Consider the following 21,287-nt stretch of genomic DNA (forward strand, 5'->3'; position numbering starts at 1 on the left):
ACCGGTCAGGCGGACGCACCCACGGCTTGGGCACTATTTGAGTGCGGCCTTTTCAGCCGCCCAGTTATCAACAAAATTTCTTACAACCTCATCCCATCCGGTCTTTCCTGAGGCGTACTGGGCAAGATCCTGCCCAAAATCGTTCTTGAACTGCTGTGATGGGAAAGTCTGGAAGTCCCACGGCACGGACTCAAGGTCAGGGTTGTCCATCGCATCAGCGATCTGCTTTGCCAAAGGGTCGTCTGGGATATCGTCCTTGCTAAAGGTTTTGAAGGGGGCGATGAAGCCAAGCTCGTTCACCACATACTCTTTGCCTTTATCAGTGGTGTACAGCCAGTTGACAAAGTCAATGGTGGCCTTCTGGTCTTCCTCGGATGCCTTCTGGTTCACGGCAAGATAATTTTCAGTTCCCACAGCCAACCCCTGCTTAGAGTCTTCTGGCATACCGGTATACATGGGCAGGAACTTGAGCTTGTCTTCTTTAATCACATTGCCGCTCACCTCGCTGATCTGCCCCCACGCCCAGTTTCCGTTTTGGACCATGGCGGCCTTGCCTTGGGCAAACTCAGCCATTGAGTCAGACACCGACTTTGATGGTGCTAGCGTTTTCTCCACCGTAGAGTTGTTGAGGTACAGGTCAAAGAGGTTTTTGTATTCTTTGTTGTAGGTGAACTGCAGATTGTCGGAGTCATCTGCCCCAAGATCCTGGAGTTCATAGTGGATGGGAATGTTGGCAAGGTGGGTTTGCCACCGCCATGCTTCACCTGATGCTAACGATGTTGATGCAAAGGCCCCGTCAATGCCCAGTTCCTTCTTGTTGGCCTGCATGTCTTCGGAGACTTTTTTCAGTGTGGCAAAGTCCTTAATCTCTTCTGGGCTAGAGACTTTGGCACCCTCCATGGCGCAATATTTATCAAAGATCTCCTCGTTGTAGAGAATGCCATAGCCTTCCACCGCAAAAGGCACGGCACGTATTTTCCCATCATCGCCGGTCAGAGGGTCAATGCTGTCATTGAGTTCCTTGGTAAACGTCGCGTCAGTGAGGTCTGCAGTAAATTTAGACCATTTTTTCAACCCCACAATGCCGTTCACCTGGAACAACGTGGGTTGGTTTCGCTTGCCCACTTCAGCTTTGAGCGTTTGCTCATAGGTGCCACTTGCAGCGGTCACCACTTTGACCGGGACGCCTGTTTCCTCAGTGTATGCTGCTGCAATCTTCTGATATATCGCATCTTGTTCCGGTTTGAAGTTGAGGAAGTAGACGGACGGGCCATCCTCCGCAGATGAACAGGCCGCAAGGCTTCCTGCCACGAGCGCGCTAGCCGCGATGGTGGCGACAACGCGTTTGAAACTAACCATGAGTAGATCTCCCTTGAAGTTAAGGCAGTGCACAAAGAGTCAGGCAAGCCCTTTGAATCCGCAGGTCACATGGCGATATGACGCCTCATCGTCTGCGTAGCAGTGGACGCTCCTGGCCAATCCCGATCATACTCACAGGCACCAAATGGGTGTGAGTTACATCAACTCTGGCACACTCTTGTAAGGAAGCCTACATGATTGCGCCCTTTTAGTAACTTCTTTTAGATATGTCATTTTTCACTTAAGCCCGCACACCCACGGTTTGCGTTGGAAAAATACGCAACATATAGCCAGCAATAAAGCCCTGAACAGGTGAAACATCATTCACCTTAATGACGGCACACCACTGCTGCCGTATGTCAGGCGTCGAAAGAAGCACTATGTGCACCATCAGGTCATGCTAGCTTTGACTCTAGATGTGCGCTTCATTTCAGGTAGCACATCGCGCTACATCTCTCACTACGGATCGTTCGGCACGTACCTGCCGATGGAGGTTACACACTATGGCAACAGTGACTTTTGACAATGTCACACGCATCTACCCCGGCAATGACAAGCCCTCGGTGGATAAAGTAAATCTGGAGATTCGCGACGGCGAATTCCTTGTTCTTGTCGGCCCTTCCGGCTGCGGTAAATCCACCACCTTGCGTATGCTTGCGGGCCTCGAAGAGGTCAACAGCGGCCGCATCCTCATTGGCGACCGTGATGTCACCACCGTTCCACCCAAGGAACGTGACATTGCCATGGTTTTCCAAAACTACGCCCTATACCCGCATATGACTGTTCGGGACAACATGGGTTTCGCCCTGAAAATGGCCAAGATGGACAAGGCAGAAATTGCTACTCGCGTAGAATCCGCCGCCCTATCGCTCGGCCTCACGGATCTTCTTGATCGCCTGCCCAAGGCATTGTCTGGTGGTCAACGTCAGCGTGTTGCTATGGGTCGCGCTATTGTTCGCCGTCCCAAAGTGTTCCTCATGGACGAACCACTGAGTAACTTGGATGCAAAACTTCGTGTGCAAACTCGCACGCAAATTGCCGCTCTGCAGCGCGAGCTTGGCGTGACCACTATGTATGTCACCCACGACCAAACTGAAGCACTCACCATGGGTGATCGCATTGCCGTGATTAAAGACGGCGTGTTGCAGCAAGTAGGCACTCCCCGCGAAATGTATGAAACCCCAGCCAACGAGTTTGTGGCAGGTTTCATCGGCTCTCCCGCCATGAACTTGGGCACCTTCATGTTGTCTGGGGACGGCTATGCCACCCTCGGGAATGCTCGCATTCGGCTTTCCGAAGCCACGCACAATGCCATTACCGCCGACGATCACGCCCAAATCGTCATTGGGTTCCGCCCCGAAGCGCTTGAAATTGTCGAACCCGGCGACAACACCATCCCCATTAAGATTGAGGTTGTTGAGGAACTCGGTTCCGATTCCTACATTTACGGCCACCTCCACGGCGGCGGCGATCTCGGCTCCGGTACCGACACAAATCCCGACAAGGAGAGCACCGACAAGATTATTATTCGCGCGGAACCCCACACTGCCCCGTCAGTCGGTTCCGTCGTCCACGTGCGCATCAAACCCGGTGGCCAACACAATTTCTCCAAGGCGACCGGGCTTCGGCTGCCTGACTAACCTGCGGCTTTATACGCGTATCGACGCCGCGCCTCCCGAACCACCCCTTTTATTCGCGGCGTCGATACGCAAAAGCTTAAACAGGCAGGTTGTCTTCGATGAGTTCCAGAAGCTCATCATCTTCTGGGTCGGTTTTCGGGGAAAACCTGCCCAGCACCTCTCCTGAATCGGAGACCACAAATTTTTCAAAGTTCCACTGAATGTCCTCGCCACCGGTGGCGTCCTTCAAAAACGCATACAGGGGGTGGGTGTTCTCGCCGTTGACGTCGGCTTTTGCCAGTAGCGGAAAGGACACGCCGTAGTTTACCGAGCAGAAATCGGAAATCTCGTCGGCAGTACCGGGTTCCTGCTCACCGAACTGGTTGCAAGGCATGCCAATGACAAAGAAACCGCGCATAGCGTAATCATTGAAGATGCGTTGCAACCCCTCATACTGCCCGGTCAAACCGCATTTAGAAGCGGTATTAACAATAAGCAGCACATGACCTGCCCAATCATTCATGGTGGTCTCGCGCCCATCAAGGGTGGTTACGGGAATGTCGTACAAAGAAGCCATGGCTACAAACTACCTGCTGGGGTTATGTGCCGCTAGTGCCTGGTCAAAGGTCCAAATCGTTGCCCTAAGTTGAGTACGTTGTTCATACCTCATGCGCTCGGTCAAGATACACAGGTCACCCAGGCCAACTCCTCTCGTGGCAAGATCCACCAACGATTCTTCAGTGTCTGCACCTTCAAGTAAGTCACTGAGAAAATCTTCCCTCCATTCCACATCAACGAGAGACCAGGGAGCCTTGTGCTCCACAACTAGACGAAGGATTTCAGAGAATCTTTCAGCGCTTTCCCTGCGGTCATTGCCACCAGGAAGCTGCGCAATATGGTTTCCTGTTTCAATGACTGCTGTGATGGGGAGGATAAATTTAGCTTTCTTCTCAACAAGCTCTTTCATCTCAGCACGAACTTCCTCTTGGTCCTGATTGAATCCCGGAACTGGCACAATATTGCACAGGATACTCGTGTCTATGAAAATAACCTCTTGCCCTTGCATCGCTATCCTCATCAGAGTCCTAGAAATTCATAGAACTCTGAGTAGTCTGAATCATCTGACCGTGCAGCAGAAAATTTTCCTTCAGTCACAACAGACCCCAGCGACCCCTGAGCCATGACAGTCGGATAATCAGACATTTCCATGAGCGGAATGAGTTTACTATAACCGGCGTCTTCATCGTAGTAACAGACAATGACACTAGAATTCAAAGTTCCTTCTACAGCATCCAACAACGCTGGACTGTGAGTTGTCAGCAAGACTCTCACAGCATTAGTTTCGTTACTCGTCCGCACCAATTCAAGCAACTTCTTAGCCTGCGAGGGGTGCAGACCGTTTTCTAGCTCCTCTATCACCAGCTGAACACCTTCTATAGTTTCCAGCTTGTTGCTGTTCGTCACAGCATCAAGACCAGCGCGATCAGCAAGAAGTGAGGTGACTATCGCCGCATAACGCAGCATTCCATCACTCATCTGTGAGGCAGGAGTTTTCTCTATATCCCCAGGATCACCGCATCCCTTTTCCAAAAGTGCAAGCATCACCTCGCCACCTTCAGCTTTGAGGAAATCCAACCCAATAACCTTGCTAGCAGCGATCGCTTGAACTTGGTCCTGGATTTTGCCAAAACGTTTTTCATCGCGCTCACGCAGCGCGAATAATACTGGGGAAATATTGTCTGCGCCTCTGCGTAACTTATGATCCGTCTCTGCAACATAATTCCGCATATCCGAAGGATATGGATCTAGGTGAAATATATCGCGGAGTGCAGAAATGGGAGCAATGAAATCTAAGGCCAGTTCCAGGTCATCATCGACTACATCGGTCAATTTTGTCAGGTACGGTCGACGGGGATCGCGTTCCTCGTGCTCGGCAGAGTGGTACAGAACATCTCGTTTTTCTCCCCGCTGAATGGAAAAAATTTCTGACCGCACTTCTAGCGTTGGTTTTATTTGCACTTCAATGTCGTATAAATAAAGCACTCCATCAAAATCCACCGTGCACCCCAACGCAAAGTAATCCGACCCGTGTGGTGCACAACCGCGCGACCCTCCACGAATGGGGCCGCCTTCACGTCGTCTACTATCCAGGGCATCAGGCAGCGTTTCCCCCAGCGCCAAGCGCGAAAGAACCTCTAGACCGTCAAGGACGTTGGATTTTCCCGCCCCGTTTTTCCCGATAAGAATGGTGGTTGGTTGGAAACGAAGAACTGCGTCACGGAAGGATTTGAATGCCGTGAGCCGCAGTTCAGTGATTACGGGTTGATGGGGGTACTGCTCGCCAGGTGCCATGTGCCCATGCTACCTGGACGTCAACGTCCCTACGAGAACTGTTTGAGGTCGCGCTCCATCGCGGTTTTTTCCCACTCGGGCACTGGTGGGGTGACGTCTTTGTCTTCGGCAGGGACGGAAATGGTGTTGTATGCACTGCCGGTTGCCATGCGGAAATCAACGGTGGCGCGCCGCAGGTGGCTGCCTGCTGTGATCAGGATTGCTCCGTTTTTGCCGCCGTTGCTCAGTATCGGGGCGACATTTTTGGCATTGCCTACAGTGTCAGTTGACTGCTCTTCAGTAACGATACGTTCTTCACCAACGCCATGCTCCACCAACCAGCGCTTCATAGCTTGCGCTTCGGTCACACCAGCTTGGGGTTTGCCACCTGCCACAACAACAGTGGCTCCGGGATTAGTGTTTGCTACGACCAATGCTTTTTCCAGGCGGCTGGAAAGTGCTTGCGGAACGCCACCATCCTTGTCCAACGCGGAGCCGAATACGACGATTGCCCATTGCGGCTGCACGGCAGGATCGAGCTGCGGCGCCTGGGCGCTGAAGTGCTGCCCAGATACTTCTGCAATCAGCGCGTCGCCTGGACCTGGGTTTGCTGGCGCGGGGCCTTCGTTGTTTCCAGGCACGATGGGGGCGATGAGGGAGCGAAGGAAGTCTGTGATTTCATCTGCCTGCGCTGCAGGTTGCAGGCTGGTCAGGAGGGCGAAGGTGCAGAGTGACGTTGCAAGTTGCCGTTTCATTCAGGCGCCTTTCGTATGACGGTAGATAAGTAGTACCTAACGAAGTATACTCATAGTAACGATCAGGTAACAATAGGTAACAGAAATATTATTCTGCACCAAACTCACCAGCAGCTACAGCCGCTCAGAATGCACCGCTTCCTCCAGCGGACGGCCTTTGTTCCACCCAAAACGGACAAGATCGGGAACTTCTTCAAGATGCGTTACCGGCCCGATGCACAGCCATGCTACAGGTCGGCACGCTCCGACGCATCCCACAAAGTTGGTGAGGAAATCTTCTTCATAAAAGCTCACCCAGCCCATGCCAATCCCCTCTGCGGTGGCGGCAAGCCACATGTTTTGGATGGCAAGGCCCACACTGAGCAACCCTGTTTCATCAATGGTCTGGCGGCCTAGGATATTCGGACCGCCCCGCTGCGGGTCATAGGTGACCACAATACCGGTCCCGGATTCCCGGATTCCTTCAATTTTGATGGGGTTGAACACGTCTTTGCGGTCGGCGGGCAGACTGTTGGCGAAGGCAGCCCGCCTGCCCGCAACATGCTCAGCAAATTCCGCCAGCCGCGCCGGACCGCGCACGATCACAAAGTCCCAGGGTTGACTGTTGCCTACGGAAGGCGCGGCGTGTCCGGCTTCGAGGATGCGGTGGAGCACGGCGTCGTCAAGCGGTTGACCAGTGTATTCGGCGCGGACGTCGCGGCGACGGAAGATAGCTTCGTATGTTTCCATACTTACGAGATTAACTACCCCAGGATGTGCTGTCGCAGTCCGTCTCGGATTGTGGTGGCGGATAGCAAGGAAGCATTGGTGTACCACGCTTCGTAGTCCACTTCCACAGTGTGATTATCTTTCACAGCCTTGAGGTTGGGCCACAGTGTGGAGTCAACCGGGGAAGCTGCGCCTTTCTGCACAGCGTAGAAAATCCAGTCGGCATCGGCCTTGTCCAGCACTTCTGCGGAGAGGTCTTCGCCAGCCTTTTTATCAAACTGCTGGGATTCGGGGCGGGCGAGGCCACAGTCGGCGGCAACAGTTCCTGCCATGGAGTTGACGCCAAACATTTGGAAGGCGTCGTCTTTGGTACGCAGGAAGGACACGGTGGGCACTTCTGCAGGTAGGGCTGATTTAAATTCAGCGGCGGACGCTTCATATTCCTCAAGAAGCTTCGTGGCTTCCTCGCCTTTACTCACGGCTTCCGCGATGGTGACCAGATCTTGCTTCCAGTTTTCACCGCCCCCTTCGCCGGTGACCACGGGTGCAATGTCTTCCAGTTTTTTCAGGATTTCCTTGTCGGTGCGGGAGTTGGCGCAGATGAGCGATGGCTCAAGTTTTGCGATGGCCTCCACATCGGGGCTTTGACGCAGACCGCAGTCGGCAATGCTGTCAAGGTCGTACTGCGTACCGAACGCATCTCGGATGAACTTCGGAATGAGTTCTCCGCCTTTGGCTGCGGCGACACCGACGGGGAGGATACCGAGTGTGAGCAGGTTGTCCAGCTGCCCGGTATTCAGGGCAACAACACGATTCTTAGAATCCGCACCAGCAGAGGCCGATTCTGACGATGAGGAGGAAGTGGAATTTCCGTTGTTTGAACTGCATGCCGTCACTGCACTTAGTGATGCTGCGGCCATAAAACCAAAGAAAGTTCTACGAGAAATATTACGTTTCACATATTTGAACGTAGCTTATCCTAAGCTAAAGTTGCAATAGTGGTATCAACAAATGTTCGCAAACAGCGTACCCGCCGTGCGCTGGGATTGCTTCTACTCTTCGGCCTGATTGCGGTGCTTATTGTCGCAAGCATTGCCATTGGCACACGGTCAATGTCTGTGGGTACATTACTGCACCCGGATCAGATCACCGCCGCGATTATTCGTGACCTGCGAATCCCCAGAACCACGTTGGGCGTGCTAGTCGGCGCAGCGCTAGGGGTGTCGGGCACACTGATTCAGGGCCATACTCGTAACCCACTGGCGGACCCAGGTGTCCTAGGCATTAGCTCGGGTGCTGCATGTGCGGTGGTGGTAGGGTTTACATTCTTTGGCATTACCAGCATTGTGGGCACTGTGGTGGTGGCGTTTACCGGCGCTATTTTGGCAACCTTACTGGTTTTTTCGCTTACCTCTATCGGCTCGGGTCGGATGAATCCATTGAGTGTGTTGCTGGGTGGTGCGGCACTGTCGGCGGTGCTGAGTTCGGTGACCAGCGCTTTGGTGCTCACTAACGAGGACAACTTGGATCGTATGCGTTTTTGGAACGCCGGTTCCATCGCGGGCCGCGACCTCACCATCTCCATCGGCATCGCACCGTTTGTTGTACTAGGGCTGGTGGCCGCTTTTGCCACCGCCAGGCAGCTCAACTTGTTGAACTTGGGTGACGACGTCGCGTCATCCCTGGGCGTCAACACGAACCGCGCACGCCTGATCGGCATGCTTCTCATTGCTTTGCTGGCGGGCGCTGCAACGGCCGGGGCCGGGCCCATCGGGTTTGTTGGCCTTGTGGTTCCGCATGTGGTGCGGGTGTTCACCGGCCCGGATTACCGTTGGCTGCTCCCCTATTCGGCCCTTGCTGGGGTGGCCTTGCTCCTGCTTGCCGACGTCGCGGGGCGCATTATCGCCCGCCCCGGCGAACTACAGGTGGGCATTGTGCTGGCGTTTGTTGGCGCACCGTTTGTGCTGTATCTCCTCTCACGACGGAAGTTGGTGGCACTATGATTATCACGCAAACACTCATTCCTCGCCGCCCACGGCTTGAGATTGGACCGCTCAGCACGGTGTGGCGCGCCCGCATTGCAGTGGTGAATCTTGCCCTGGTCGTGCTGGTTTTGGTCGTGTTCGCTGCCAATGTCGCAGCCGGGGATTATCCGCTGACCATTGTGAAGGTATTTGAGGTTTTGGCAGGCGGCGGCACCAAAATCGAACAGACGGTGGTGTTGAAATGGCGTTTGCAACGCGCCCTCGGCGCCGTGGTGATCGGTATGGCGCTGGGCATCGCCGGCGCACTCACACAATCGGTGACCAGAAATCCCCTGGCCAGCCCCGATATTCTGGGCATTTCCGAGGGTGCATCGGCGTTCGCCGTGAGCATTATTGTGCTGGGTGGTCTAAACGCAAGCGGCGCGGTGCAGTTTCTCAGCACCATCGGCATTCCCTTATCAGCGCTGTTGGGCGCCCTGCTCACAGCCACTGTGATCTGGTATTTGGGTTCCCGGCGCGGCATGGATACGTTCCGGCTGGTGCTTGCGGGCATTATGATTACCGCGATTTTGCAGGCGTATGTCACCTGGCTGCTGTTGCGCGCCACCATTACCGACGCCGCGATGGCTAAAACGTGGCTGACCGGCTCGCTCGGCGCATCAAGCTGGGGTCGTAACTTTCCTGTTGTTGTGGTTCTCTGCTGCGTGATACCGCTGGTGGGGTATGTGAGTTTCAAGCTGCAGGCGGTGTTGCTGGGTGATCAGACAGCCTCGGGCTTGGGTGTGCATGTGAGCCGTGCGCAAACCTTGTTCTTGCTTTTGTCTGTGGTGCTCACGGCCATTGCGGTGTCTGCGGCTGGTCCGATTGGGTTCATTGCGTTCGTGGCACCCCAAGTAGCGTTGCGTTTAATGGCAACGTCGTCGCCGCCGTTGATTGGCTCTGGCTTGTGTGGCGCGATGCTACTGGCCACGGCCGATTTGATTACCCGCACCATCTTGCCAGTGGAGCTTCCTGTCGGCCTGGTTACCTCCGCCGTGGGCGGTGTGTTCCTGGTGTACCTTCTTATCCGCGCGAACCGAAAGAGTACGGTGTAATGAATTCCCGTTTAGAGGCCACCGGCTTGAAGGTCGGCTACGGCACAAAAACCATAATTTCTTCCCTAGATGTGGCCATTCCTGACAAGAAGGTGACCACGATCATTGGCCCGAACGGCTGCGGCAAGTCCACGCTGCTGCGTGCTATGTCTCATTTGTTGCCGCTGCAGGCCGGGTCCGTACATCTGGATGGCCGCGATGTGCATGCGATGCGACGTCGTGATCTGGCACGGCTATTGGGTATGCTCCCGCAGTCCCCGATTGCTCCCGAAGGGCTTCTTGTGTCTGACCTGGTGGCGCGTGGACGCCACCCGCACCAGGCGTGGTTTAGGCAATGGTCCTCGGATGATGAAGAGCATGTGTACGAGGCACTGCGCCTCACACATGTGGAGGATCTGGCGGATCGCACCATTGATTCCCTATCGGGCGGCCAGAGACAGCGTGTGTGGATTTCCATGGTGTTGGCCCAGAACACCGATATTTTGTTCCTGGACGAGCCGACAACGTACCTGGATTTGTCGCACTCCATTGAGGTGTTGGAGCTGGTGCACGGTCTGAGCCGTGACCATAACCGCACCGTGGTCATGGTGTTGCATGACCTAAATTTGGCGTTGCGGTATTCCGACAACCTGGTGGTCATGCGTGACGGCGCGCTCATTGCATCGGGCGCGCCGTCAGAGGTGATCTCGGCTGAACTACTGGAAAAGGTGTTCAACCTTCATGCCGTTGTTGTGGAAGATCCCATCACCGGCGGGCCGATGATTGTGCCGCTCCGCAACGCCGACAAAGCAAAAGCTGACTAAGACTTTTCTGACTTCGTGTAGGAATCCAAGTCCACCTGCGGGGTAGGCTGCAGCTCGTCGGTGGCGGGGTTGGCCACTGACGGGTTTTTGAAATCTACGTGGGAGTCGTCGCCGCTGTCCACGTAGGGTATCTTCCCGTCCAGCACGTCGTGAACGCGTTGCTTATCAATGGTTTTCGTCCAGGTTCCCACCAGCAGGGTGGCCACGGCGTTGCCAGAGAAGTTGGTCAACGCGCGGGCTTCGGACATGAAACGGTCGATGCCCACGATGACCCCTACGCCGTCGAGAAGCTCGGGGCGGTGCGACTGCAAACCAGCGGCGAGGGTGGCGATACCAGCGCCTGACACACCTGCGGCGCCTTTGGATGCGATGATCATGAAGACAAGCAGACCGATCTGTTCCCCAACTGTCATTGGCTTGTTCATGGCGTCAGAAATGAAGATGGCTGCCATGGTGAGGTAAATGGCGGTGCCGTCAAGGTTGAAGGAATAGCCGGTGGGTACCACGATGCCCACGGTGGATTTGTCCACACCCACATGCTCCATCTTGCGCATCAGGTTAGGCAGAGCCGATTCGGACGAGGATGTTGCCACGATGAGCAGGTACTCGCGTGCCAGGTACTTGGCCAGCTTGAACATGTTGTATCCAGTAAAGAGCCGCAGCACCAGCCCCAACACCCCAAACACAAACACCACACAGGTGATGTAGAACGCCAGCATCAGAATGGCTAATTGCTTGACAGCCTCGAAACCAGTGGCACCCACCACGCCAGCAATGGCACCGAATGCACCAATCGGAGCGATCCACAGGATCATCGTCAAAATTTTGAACACCAGGCGCTGGACGTGGGCAATTCCCTGGAGGATCGGTTCACCTTTGGCCCCTAGGGATTGCACAGCAAACCCGACGAGCAACGCCACGAACAGCGTCTGCAGCACAGAACCCGACGTTAGGGCAGAAAACAGCGTGTCGGGGATGATGGATTGGATGAATCCGACGGTTCCGCCACCATGATCGGCTTTAGCCGCGTACTGGGCACCAGCATCTTTTGTTGCCTCAATGTTGAGACCGGTGCCGGGTTCAATAAGGTTCCCCACTACCAGGCCAACAGCCAGGGCAAAGGTGGACATCGTAATAAAATAGGTTAGCGCGATGCCGCCAGCTTTACCCACGGATGCTGCCGCGCGGACGGAGCCGATGCCCAAAACGATGGTGCAGAAGATCACCGGGGAGATCATCATCTTGATCAGGTTGACGAACATCGTTCCGACAACCTTGAATTCGGTGGCTGCGCTGGGTGCCACCAGCCCGAAGATAATGCCGGCGATAACCGCAATGATCACTCCGATGTAAAGCCAGTGGGTCCTGTCTTTTCTTGGTTGTTTTGACTTAGCGATGCGTAGACCGCTACTCGTCCGTACGTCAGACATGTCACACTCGATTCCTTGCAGCTATGTATAAAGTGTCCTGGCGGATAGTTACACCTTATAGGTGACCGGCGCTACACAAAAGAAAAAGAGCAAAAAAATTTCCCTGCACCATTGCAGCAATAAAGCCACTCTTATGCAGGGGTTCCGCCTCGTAGCTGGTCAATAATCCACGCATGTTCAAACGCTGCCTGCTTCCAGCTCTCGTACCGTCCCGAGACGCCGCCATGCCCGGCCGACATCTCAGTCTTCAGCAGAAAATCCCCAGATGTTGCCATATCACGCAACTTGGCAATCCATTTAGCGGGTTCCACATACAACACCCGCGTATCGTTCAACGATGTGGAGGCCAAAATATTGGGGTACGGCTTCGCCTCCACGTTCTCGTACGGTGAGTAGGACGCCATGTAGTCATATACCGCAACATCTTCCAGTGGGTTGCCCCACTCCTCCCACTCGATCACGGTCAGTGGAAGCTCCGGCATCAAAATAGAGGTCAGCGGATCCACAAACGGTACTACTGCGTGAATGGCCTTAAACCGGTCCCCGCCCATGTTGGCCACGGCACCCATGAGCAAACCACCGGCCGAACCCCCCTGCGCCACCAGCAGTTCAGGCGTGGTCATGTTGCTGCTGATCAGGTAATCCGCCACGTCAATGAAGTCGGTGAAGGTGTTCTTCTTGGTCAGCATTTTGCCGTTGTCGTACCACAGCCGACCCATTTCACCACCGCCGCGAACATGTGCCACGGCCACGATGATCCCACGGTCAAGCAGACTCAGCCACAGAATGCTCATGCTCGGATCGATGGTGCTTTCGTAGGAGCCGTAACCGTACAACAGGGTGGGGTTCGGCACGCTCATGTCCAGGTCAGCGCGGTGAATCACCGACACCGGCACCTGCGCGCCGTCCTGAGCAGTCACCCACAGACGGTGTGCCACATAGTCGTCACGGTTGTAGCCACCGGGAATCTCCTGTTCCTTCAGCAACCGAAGCTCACCTGTGGCGGGCCAGTAGTCGTACAGTCGGGCGGGCGTCGTAAAGGAATCGTAGCTGAGACGGAAACAAGGAGCGTCCCAATAGTGGCCGGTGCCGAAACCGACGTCGTACAGCTCCTCATCAAACTCCAGTTCCTTGAACTCGGTGAACCCCTGCTCGCCTAGCTGCATCACCGCGAGTTTCGACGCCCCCTCCTGCCGGTACGACAGCACCAGATACCGCGCCCACGCGCCCACGGCATTCAGGCGGACAGTATCGCGGTGCGGCACCAAAACACGCAGGTCATCGAGGTCATCGGGAAGCGGCCCCAGCGGGCATTCGCCCAGCTCAAAGTTCGGACCGTGAGCATTATGCAGCACCAACCAGCGCGGCTCGCCGCCAACCTCGGCGTAGGTAACGTCGTACTCCACCTCCGCCTCGCGGGTGCGCAAACACCGAAACTCGCTGGTGGGATTATCGCACTCCAACACCCATATTTCGCTGCTGAGCTTGCTGCCCGATTCGATGTACAGGAACTTTTCCATGCGATCCGAACTAACCCCCACCCAGAAACGCTCGTCCGGTTCATAAAACACGCGCACATCGTCGGTGACCGGGGTACCCACCTTGTGCCGCCACACGGAATCGGGGCGCCACGCGTCGTCGACACGCTGGTAAAACAGGTACTCCTCACCGCACCAGGTCAGCCCCGAAGAAATGCCCTCAATGGTATCCTCCAGCAGCTCGCCCGTAGCCAGGTCCTTGATGTGCAGCGTGTAGCGCTCGTCACCAGTGGTGTCGGTGGAATAAGCAAGGAACCGGCCGGATTGCGTCACCCCAGAACCACCCAGCGAGAAAAACTCGTGTCCCTCTGCCAGCACATTGCCATCAAGAATGATTTCCTCGCCCTCAGGCGCGGAGTTTTCTGGAATCACCGGCGGGGTCCACGGATCTTGGTCCGGCAGCACCGGAAGCCTGCACGAAAGGAAATAACTCTTCCCCTCCTCAGTACGGCCGTAATACCAGTAATCACCATCGCGGGACGGCACGGACATGTCCGTTTCCTTCACCCGAGACTTGATCTCCTGGAAAATATCCTCCTGCAGCTGTTGCTGATCCTTGGTCGCCTCATCGGTGTAGGCGTTCTCGGCCTCAAGGTAGGCGATGGTCTCCGCAGCCCCCTTGTCTCGGAGCCACTCATAGTCATCAACGAACACCCGACCATGATGCGTTCGCGTGGTCGGGTGTTTTGGTGCCTTTGGTGCTTGAGGCTTGGGAGCAGTGCGGTCGGTTTCAGTCATGGGTCACCATGGTACCGGACAGTGTGCACTTCCCCGCAGGCTTATACAGTGGCCTTAGGTTGCGGGCCTTAGGTTGCGGGTGATGCCGCCGCAACGTTGGCGCACACGTTAAACAACTCACCGGTGAGAATCGTTCCGTAGTTCTCCCCTGTCTTACCGCCGGTGTGGATAGCAAAAATCATCGACTTATCATCCATCACCGAGGAACCAGATTGGCCGTTAAACGTATCCGTTTGGTACACCACCTGACGGTCCGTCACCTTCACGACCTTGTTCCGGTCCGCCCACTGCGCACCGTTATCCTTATCCCCCGGATAACCAATAACCGTCGCCTGCGTATCCACCAGCTTCTGCGTATCCGGCACATTCATACCAAACCAGCCCGTCTTCTCCCCGACCGCAGAATCCAGCTTAATCACGGCCCAATCGTGGCCGGTCTCCCCGTACTTCTTGTCGTACCAGATTTGCTTCGCTGCGGCCGTGCCGTAGGGCTGCTGGCCCTTGTTTTCACCAGCCGCAAAGGTCCACTTCGACTGCCCCTTGGCCACACAATGCCCGGCAGTAATTACGGTGTCCTTCGAGATTAACGACGCCGTGCAATACGACGACCCACCACTCTGCGTGGTGGAGTGCAACTTACCCACCCAGCGCGCCGGGGTCTGCTTCGTGTCCGAGACTTCCTTGCGATCATCATTGCCGATCACCACATTCGGGAGGGCCCCTTCCTGGAGATGATTGATGCCCATCTCAGCCCCAGCCAGGTTCTGCGCCTTGGGAACGAGGGGGCTTTGTGCGTTGGCCTGGCCCGACGGTTGGGTGCTTGAATAACCAGGATCCTTCTGAATCTCCGCATTCGCGATGGGGTTGTTGGTATCAAGCTTGCCGTCCACAACGTTGTATCCCACCGGCTCGATCGGCAGATTCGAGGGAGTTGCGGCTATCGACACCCCCACTCCCGACCACGTTGCAGTCACGGTCAGCGCCACAGCAACCACGCCGCGTGCGACGCGTATGTGACGCTTTGATGCGATATGTTGTCGTGTCACTTGTGTCGTATGCATGCCCGCCAGTATTGCGCGCAAAAGCTTGAGGCGCAATGTTAATTGATTAAGTGAAAAGATTAATGATAATCGATTAACGATAGTCATATGTGACACGTACACAATTCGCTTTGCCGCAGTCCGGGATGCATAAACACCCAGTAGCAATTATCATGACAACTCGAAACATAATTATTATATAAAACAAACCTTTACATATCATTAAGTTTCATAACGTCGCTAACATAATTCTGGAGTAAGTTCTTGACATGTTCAGAAAATTAGCACAGAAAGTATGCGACCACACACATAACCAGGGACAATACATGGACGTCGTTTTATATGGGTTGTGATACATAAACCGATAGCAGGATGAAGTACATCGTTGCAGTTAAGGTAAAAAATTCTCATATATGCACAAAACGTCCCCCTCATGAGGGTGCATACATTAAGGCAGATTAAAAAAATCGGTTCGAACATTGACCATTAAACCCGCGAATGTAAAAATCGAGCTATGTCCATATGGCAATAACATATCGCCTACATTGTGATAGGAGTTTTGGTAACAGAACTTTTCGACGAAAAACAAACATCAGCAACGCAACCCAGGGCCGAAGACCACGACGGCCGGGACATAAGGTACATCATAATTATCCAGGGAGGATATACCTTGAAGAAAAAGAACATCGCCGCAGCTATGCTTGCAGCCTCAATGCCATTGCTTTCCATCTCGGCAGCACACGCGACCCCCGATACGGCAAGCACTACACCAAGCCAGACCCAGCAGCAGGGTGAGCAGCGCGAAACCCAGCAAAGCACGTCGAAGCAGGATGTTGAAGTAACTCAGGAGCTGGTTGAAAAGTACTCACAGTACGTTTCACAAGAAGGAGATCAGTTCCGCCTCAACGCACCAGAGAACCTAAAGTCTGACAACGCCCAAGAGGTCTCGAAGGTGCAGGAGATCATCAACAACACCAACGAAGACATCGCGAGCGGCCAGACGGAGGTTACCGACAACGAGAGCGATGACCAAACCGTAGAGACCGCAGCCGGTAAGCACAAGGCATCGGGTTCGCATGGCGGATATGAATATAAATGGTGGGGAATTCAATTTTGGCTAGATGAGTGGGCCACCCAAGAATACACCAATTCACTATCACAGGGTGCCTCAGCTGATAAAATCGCTGCAGATTTCTGCGCATGGACCGGCATCAAGAGCAAAACAGTTGTCAAGGTTTCACAGACCTTGCGCATTGACGCAAAAATTGTGCGCACCAGCAATTGGCAGAACAGGGGAATCATTGTGAATGCTCCTGTTGGCAAATTTACCCGGGCATGGTGCCAGCCACGACACGCAGACACAGACACCCCAGATGTCCAGAAGCCTCACAAGCCCCAGAAGCCCGAGTAGTCTCAACCTGGCTACTAGCGAGCGCTAGATTTCAGGGAATCAACGTTTCCCCAACGTGTGCCCACTGTTTTTCATCAGTGGGCACACGTTGTTCTACTACATAGGGGCTCTTGCCCGCCGGGGGCAATACAGCGCAAGAGCTTCTGGAAAGTTGCGCCCCTCAAGCACGCTCAGGTGCTTAAGGGAAGGCTGCGCATTCGCAAATGGGGTTGTTGTGCGGATTATAGTCCGCAACATTGTATCCCAACGGCTTGCTTGGCGGGTTCGAGGTCTCGCAGCTATCGATGTCTCAACTTCCGGCTATGTTGCCGCCACAGTCACCGCTACAGCAATCACCCCTCAATGTTGATCAACCAAACACATCACTACCATAATTATTCACCCCCAGATACATCCCCCCATTACAACATGCAATAAGCCTGTGCACTGATGTTTTAACACTTAGCATTTTTTATTCCTATTCCTCGTTCGTTTCACTATGTAACGTGGTATGTACTTTAATCCAGCACGTCACGGTAGATGAAGCCACTCTGGAAGGAATAGATTGGGACAGTCTCAAGCTTGTGCAGTAACAGTAGGCCTTGGCTGCATCGCATGTCTCAGCGCCGCTTCAGGGGCAACTGGCGGGACCGCTGGATACTGCGTCGGCAAGAATTGGAGCTAACCTCGCATGACTCGGAATAAGCGCATTGGAATCGCATCGCTGACACTTATCCCCCCGTTTCTTCTTGTGATTAATTTCATTGATATTCTTGGGTTAAGTATTGCGGCCTGGGCATTCGCATTCTACTTGCTAATCTTCAGTGTCTTCATGCTAACGCGAGACTCTAATAGTTAGCCAGACCAACGGCAACTGTTGCACAAAGTAAAACGCTCTGCACAGTAAATCTAGCGTGGAGCACGCATATCAGATTCGCTTCCACAACGGTACTCAAAGAGGTACATACCTAAGCAAAACTAGAGGGAAAGATTGTACACCTTCTCGCGAGAAGATCGCATACTGTTATGCGTGACGGTATGCGACTTGTCAGTTAGCAGTGCTGCCCATCTGAGGCAACAGGCATGCTCACTAACGCGTATGCGCATAACGATCCCCCATCATTACGAAGGCTTTTCACCAAGCATGTCACAGCACCTAGAACCTAGTCACAGCCAGCCGATACACCCGTTCTCACATTTTTCATAGCTTTACACCACAAAGAGGCCATCACATTACCCCCAAACACCCCTAAATGGCGCCTAAATTGATATTTCGCCAAGAATATAATAAATATAAAGTAAATACCTATTACTATAAGAACGTTATTGTTATAACGTCGTACAGCCGTGCGACCCCTGTTCTCGCCAACTCTCAGGGAGCCTGAACAATGATCGTTCCTCGACATTTCGACGACCTCAGTGTCCTTCACGAGCACACGCTGCCTCCCCGCGCCTACTATGTGCCCGCCTCCCACCCACTTTCTACCGCATGGAAACGAGAGGATTCCGACCGCTTCCACCTGCTCAACGGGACATGGGCTTTTAAATACCTCCCCAGCATCTATGAGCTCACCGAACCTTTCTGGGATCACAGCCCCACAACCTCAGCCCCAGACGGTTTCAGCATGATCGAGGTGCCCAGCACCTGGCAGCACCTGGGTTATGACCACCACCACTACACCAATGTGCGCTACCCTATCCCCCTCGATCCGCCGCATGTTCCCCAGGACAACCCTTGCGGCGCCTACATTCGGGATTTTGACTATACACCGAACCCCCAGGCACCCAGCACGTATCTCACGTTCGAGGGGGTGGACTCCTGCTTCTATGTGTGGCTCAATGGCACGTATATTGGCTACAGCCAGGTGTCCCACGCTTCCGCCGAGTTCGATGTCACCGACTTCATTCACCCCGACGCGAACCGCCTGGCCGTACTGGTGCTCAAGTGGTGTGATGGTACGTACCTGGAGGATCAGGATAAGTTCCGTACCAGCGGCATTTTCCGCGACGTGTACCTCGTGGACCGCCCGGCTGCCGTGTTTTTCGACTATGTCACCACAACATCATTCACGTCGGACACTGCCATTGTTGATATTCGAGGCAACTACCGTGGCGGCACCGTCCCCACCACTGTGGAACTCTACGACTCCGATGGGCATCTGGTGACCACCAGCACTATGGAGCTTATCGACGCCGATGCTGACTACACGCACCACGCCCAGCTCACCGTGACCAATCCTCACCTGTGGAACGCCGAAGATCCTTATCTCTACCAGCTGGCTATTGTCAAGCCCGACGAGGTGATCACTGACCGGGTGGGCATCCGCGATGTTGCTGTAAAAGACACTGAGGTGTGTCTTAATGGCAACCCCCTCACCTTACGGGGCGTCAACAGGCACGATTCGGACCCTGTCACTGGCCCCGTGGTTGATCTGGAGCACATGCAGCGTGACCTGCGGTTGATGAAGGAACACAACATCAACGCGGTGCGTAGTTCCCACTACCCGAACGATCCGCGCTTCTACCAGCTGTGCGACGAGTATGGTTTCTATGTCATGTCCGAGGCGGACAATGAGAGCCACGGCACGCAAACCCAGTTCCTTGCCGATGCATCCTGGGATAACCAGGTCGAGCATTGGAACGAACCTATCGCCGATAATCCCAAATGGACCGAGGCCACTGTGGATCGCATGCAGTTGTGTGTTCACCGGGAGAAGAATCGGCCCAGCATTATTTCCTGGTCGGCCGGTAATGAGTGCGCCTATGGTTGCACCCTTGAGACGGCACTGTCGTGGACCAAGAGTTTCGACCCCACACGACTGACTCACTACGAAAGCTCCTACTACCGGGATTCTAAGCGTCGTTACGACTACTCCTGCATCGATCTGTACAGCCGCATGTACCCCGCCATTGAGGAGATTCGGAAGTACCTGGATTCCGACCCGGATAAGCCCTTCATCCTCGTGGAATACTGCCATGCAATGGGCAATAGCCCCGGTGACCTTGAAGATTACTGGGAGATCATCCGTGCGGATAAGCGTATGTGCGGTGGTTTCGTGTGGGAGTGGTGCGATCACGCAGTAACCGCCGGAACCAGCGAGGACGGCCGTCCCATCTATCTCTACGGCGGCGACCACGACGAACAGATCCACGATGGCAACTTCTGTGTTGATGGACTGGTTTCACCGGACCGCATCCCGCATTCCGGCCTCGCCGAACTTAAGAATGTTCAACGCCCCGCCCGCGTCGTCGCATACGACCAGGACAAGGGCCTGCTCACCATCGTCAATGAACTTGACCACACGGATCTGTCCCAGTACCTCAGCATCTCCTATGAGGTCCGGCGCGACGGTGCAATCGTTGAGCACGGAGATCTTGATCTGAATGAACCTGTGCCGCCACACGCAACAACCACGCTGCGCTGCGAGCCACGTATTCCAGAATCCGGGCGCTGTCATCTTCTAGTCACGTATCGCCTTGCACGCCCCGAGCCGCTACTGACCACTGGACATATCCTCGGTTTTGATGAAGTTCCACTGCATAACAGTGACGCCCGCCACCAGCGGGCCGTAGAACTCGCACACCGTCCGGTAGGTAACCAACCGTTGTCGGTTTCCCGAACCGCAACCCGAATCGACGTCGATACGCGCGACCTGCACTATAGCTTCGATGTACGAACCGGACTGCCTGTGAGCCTGGTGCATCGCGGCAGTGAGTTTCTGGACCGTCCAGCTGAGCTGAATATCTGGCGCGCCCCCACCGACAATGATCGCCACATACGTCGGGAGTGGGAACGCGCTCACTACCATCAGGCGACGGCCCGTGCCTACGCTGTTGATGTCAGTGAGGAACCTGGGCGTGTGATCATCAGCGCAGAGGTAGCTGTGGTGGCGCCGACGGTCCAACCTGTGCTGCGCGGACGTCTCACCTGGACCATTACCGATAGCGATGTACTCAGCCTGAACCTGCGGTTACAGCGAACTCTCGGATTCCCCAGCCTTCCACGCCTCGGGCTGCGCTTGTTCCTTCCTGAGTCCATGAATCATGTGGATTACTGCGGTATGGGTCCGCAGGAAAGCTATGTGGACAAGCATCGCGCCAGCTACCACGGGTTTTTCAACGCCACCGTCGCTGATCTTCATCAGGATTACATCCGGCCGCAGGAAAACGGCAGCCACTCCGACTGCAACGAGGTCACTATCTCAGACAGCGACCGAAGCCTCACTGCCTTGGCACTCAGCCCCTTCTCCTTCAACGCCTCTCACTACACGCAGGAAGAACTTGTTGCACAAAAACGCAACACGGACCTGACACCGTCGGGAAGCACGGTCTTGTGCCTCGACGCGGCCATGGCGGGCATCGGATCGAACAGCTGCGGGCCAACACTTCGGCCCAAATACCAAGTGAAAAACCACGAGCTGGAAATGGACCTCCACCTCCTGCTCACCACTTTCTAATCACAATCCTTTCATCACACCAGTATTCAGAACGAGGTGA

16 protein-coding genes are annotated in these 21,287 nt (G+C 54.7%); 6 read left to right on the forward strand and 10 right to left on the reverse strand.

Annotated features, from left to right (window positions below; translation table 11 throughout):
- Window positions 1-33: 33 nt before the first annotated feature.
- On the reverse strand, window positions 34-1,359 hold the full coding sequence (locus tag CDUR_RS11230; RefSeq protein WP_006062454.1) for an ABC transporter substrate-binding protein: 1,326 nt from the start codon (window positions 1,357-1,359) through the stop codon (window positions 34-36).
- Window positions 1,360-1,862: 503 nt separating this feature from the next.
- Here CDUR_RS11230 and CDUR_RS11235 point away from each other — a divergent pair.
- A complete protein-coding gene (locus CDUR_RS11235; protein WP_179418272.1) occupies window positions 1,863-2,999 on the forward strand; it encodes an ABC transporter ATP-binding protein in 1,137 nt (378 codons plus the stop codon).
- A gap of 76 nt (window positions 3,000-3,075) precedes the next feature.
- Here the strand turns inward: CDUR_RS11235 and CDUR_RS11240 are convergent, their stop codons facing one another.
- The 6 genes from CDUR_RS11240 to CDUR_RS11265 form a co-directional block, all read right to left on the reverse strand.
- On the reverse strand, window positions 3,076-3,555 hold the full coding sequence (locus CDUR_RS11240; RefSeq protein ID WP_179418273.1) for a glutathione peroxidase: 480 nt from the start codon (window positions 3,553-3,555) through the stop codon (window positions 3,076-3,078).
- A gap of 9 nt (window positions 3,556-3,564) precedes the next feature.
- The gene (locus tag CDUR_RS11245) at window positions 3,565-3,945 is read right to left on the reverse strand and encodes a hypothetical protein (protein ID WP_218865445.1); all 381 of its coding nucleotides are present in this window, start codon (window positions 3,943-3,945) and stop codon (window positions 3,565-3,567) included.
- A gap of 110 nt (window positions 3,946-4,055) precedes the next feature.
- Window positions 4,056-5,330, reverse strand: coding sequence for an AAA family ATPase (locus tag CDUR_RS11250; RefSeq protein WP_179418275.1), 1,275 nt, complete (start codon window positions 5,328-5,330; stop codon window positions 4,056-4,058).
- Between the two features lie 29 nt (window positions 5,331-5,359).
- Complete coding sequence (locus CDUR_RS11255; protein ID WP_179418276.1) at window positions 5,360-6,064, reverse strand: YdcF family protein; 705 nt, start codon at window positions 6,062-6,064, stop codon at window positions 5,360-5,362.
- Window positions 6,065-6,178: 114 nt separating this feature from the next.
- Window positions 6,179-6,793, reverse strand: a complete 615-nt coding sequence (bluB, locus tag CDUR_RS11260) for a 5,6-dimethylbenzimidazole synthase (protein WP_179418277.1) — start codon at window positions 6,791-6,793, stop codon at window positions 6,179-6,181.
- A gap of 14 nt (window positions 6,794-6,807) precedes the next feature.
- Window positions 6,808-7,692, reverse strand: a complete 885-nt coding sequence (locus tag CDUR_RS11265; protein ID WP_179419126.1) for an iron-siderophore ABC transporter substrate-binding protein — start codon at window positions 7,690-7,692, stop codon at window positions 6,808-6,810.
- A gap of 78 nt (window positions 7,693-7,770) precedes the next feature.
- Between CDUR_RS11265 and CDUR_RS11270 the strand changes: the two genes are divergently transcribed.
- Genes CDUR_RS11270 through CDUR_RS11280 form a run of 3 tightly spaced genes read left to right on the forward strand, consistent with a single transcriptional unit; the run spans window position 7,771 to window position 10,654 of the window.
- Entirely contained in the window at window positions 7,771-8,775 is a 1,005-nt protein-coding gene (locus CDUR_RS11270; RefSeq protein WP_290207653.1) for a FecCD family ABC transporter permease, read from the forward strand.
- On the forward strand, window positions 8,772-9,851 hold the full coding sequence (locus CDUR_RS11275; protein ID WP_179418278.1) for a FecCD family ABC transporter permease: 1,080 nt from the start codon (window positions 8,772-8,774) through the stop codon (window positions 9,849-9,851). Before CDUR_RS11270 ends, CDUR_RS11275 begins: the two co-directional genes overlap by 4 nt.
- Entirely contained in the window at window positions 9,851-10,654 is an 804-nt protein-coding gene (locus CDUR_RS11280) for an ABC transporter ATP-binding protein (protein ID WP_179418279.1), read from the forward strand. Before CDUR_RS11275 ends, CDUR_RS11280 begins: the two co-directional genes overlap by 1 nt.
- On the opposite strand, the gene CDUR_RS11285 is transcribed toward CDUR_RS11280, so the two are convergent.
- The 3 genes from CDUR_RS11285 to CDUR_RS11295 all read right to left on the reverse strand — a co-directional run bounded on the left by CDUR_RS11285 (window position 10,651) and on the right by CDUR_RS11295 (window position 15,421).
- Window positions 10,651-12,084: a cation:dicarboxylate symporter family transporter gene (locus tag CDUR_RS11285; RefSeq protein ID WP_179418280.1), complete on the reverse strand. Its 1,434-nt coding sequence runs from the start codon at window positions 12,082-12,084 to the stop codon at window positions 10,651-10,653. The two genes, CDUR_RS11280 and CDUR_RS11285, sit on opposite strands and share 4 nt — an antisense overlap.
- Window positions 12,085-12,215: 131 nt before the next feature.
- Window positions 12,216-14,360: a S9 family peptidase gene (locus CDUR_RS11290; RefSeq protein WP_179418281.1), complete on the reverse strand. Its 2,145-nt coding sequence runs from the start codon at window positions 14,358-14,360 to the stop codon at window positions 12,216-12,218.
- 68 nt (window positions 14,361-14,428) lie between these two features.
- Window positions 14,429-15,421 carry a trypsin-like serine peptidase gene (locus tag CDUR_RS11295; RefSeq protein ID WP_179418282.1) on the reverse strand — a complete coding sequence of 331 codons (993 nt, stop codon included), beginning with the start codon at window positions 15,419-15,421 and terminating at the stop codon, window positions 14,429-14,431.
- A 538-nt stretch (window positions 15,422-15,959) separates the two neighbouring features.
- Here CDUR_RS11295 and CDUR_RS11300 point away from each other — a divergent pair.
- Together CDUR_RS11300 and CDUR_RS11305 are read left to right on the forward strand one after the other, a co-directional pair.
- Window positions 15,960-16,811 (forward strand): hypothetical protein, encoded by an 852-nt coding sequence (locus CDUR_RS11300; protein WP_179418283.1) that lies wholly within the window; start codon window positions 15,960-15,962, stop codon window positions 16,809-16,811.
- Between the two features lie 1,367 nt (window positions 16,812-18,178).
- A complete protein-coding gene (locus CDUR_RS11305; protein WP_179418284.1) occupies window positions 18,179-21,247 on the forward strand; it encodes a glycoside hydrolase family 2 TIM barrel-domain containing protein in 3,069 nt (1,022 codons plus the stop codon).
- The last annotated feature ends 40 nt before the right edge of the window (window positions 21,248-21,287 follow it).

Source organism: Corynebacterium durum (genome assembly GCF_030408675.1).
In the GTDB taxonomy this organism is placed as follows: Bacteria; Actinomycetota; Actinomycetes; order Mycobacteriales; family Mycobacteriaceae; genus Corynebacterium; species Corynebacterium durum.

Excerpts from the sequence above, each read along its gene's own strand:
- CDUR_RS11230 (WP_006062454.1), bottom strand. The coding sequence starts at position 1,359 with ATGGTTAGTTTCAAACGCGTTGTCGCCACCATCGCGGCTAGCGCGCTC.
- CDUR_RS11235 (WP_179418272.1), top strand. The coding sequence starts at position 1,863 with ATGGCAACAGTGACTTTTGACAATGTCACACGCATCTACCCCGGCAAT.
- CDUR_RS11240 (WP_179418273.1), bottom strand. The coding sequence starts at position 3,555 with ATGGCTTCTTTGTACGACATTCCCGTAACCACCCTTGATGGGCGCGAG.
- CDUR_RS11245 (WP_218865445.1), bottom strand. The coding sequence starts at position 3,945 with ATGAAAGAGCTTGTTGAGAAGAAAGCTAAATTTATCCTCCCCATCACA.
- CDUR_RS11250 (WP_179418275.1), bottom strand. The coding sequence starts at position 5,330 with ATGGCACCTGGCGAGCAGTACCCCCATCAACCCGTAATCACTGAACTG.
- CDUR_RS11255 (WP_179418276.1), bottom strand. The coding sequence starts at position 6,064 with ATGAAACGGCAACTTGCAACGTCACTCTGCACCTTCGCCCTCCTGACC.
- bluB (WP_179418277.1), bottom strand. The coding sequence starts at position 6,793 with ATGGAAACATACGAAGCTATCTTCCGTCGCCGCGACGTCCGCGCCGAA.
- CDUR_RS11265 (WP_179419126.1), bottom strand. The coding sequence starts at position 7,692 with ATGGCCGCAGCATCACTAAGTGCAGTGACGGCATGCAGTTCAAACAAC.
- CDUR_RS11275 (WP_179418278.1), top strand. The coding sequence starts at position 8,772 with ATGATTATCACGCAAACACTCATTCCTCGCCGCCCACGGCTTGAGATT.
- CDUR_RS11280 (WP_179418279.1), top strand. The coding sequence starts at position 9,851 with ATGAATTCCCGTTTAGAGGCCACCGGCTTGAAGGTCGGCTACGGCACA.
- CDUR_RS11285 (WP_179418280.1), bottom strand. The coding sequence starts at position 12,084 with ATGTCTGACGTACGGACGAGTAGCGGTCTACGCATCGCTAAGTCAAAA.
- CDUR_RS11290 (WP_179418281.1), bottom strand. The coding sequence starts at position 14,360 with ATGACTGAAACCGACCGCACTGCTCCCAAGCCTCAAGCACCAAAGGCA.
- CDUR_RS11295 (WP_179418282.1), bottom strand. The coding sequence starts at position 15,421 with ATGCATACGACACAAGTGACACGACAACATATCGCATCAAAGCGTCAC.
- CDUR_RS11305 (WP_179418284.1), top strand. The coding sequence starts at position 18,179 with ATGATCGTTCCTCGACATTTCGACGACCTCAGTGTCCTTCACGAGCAC.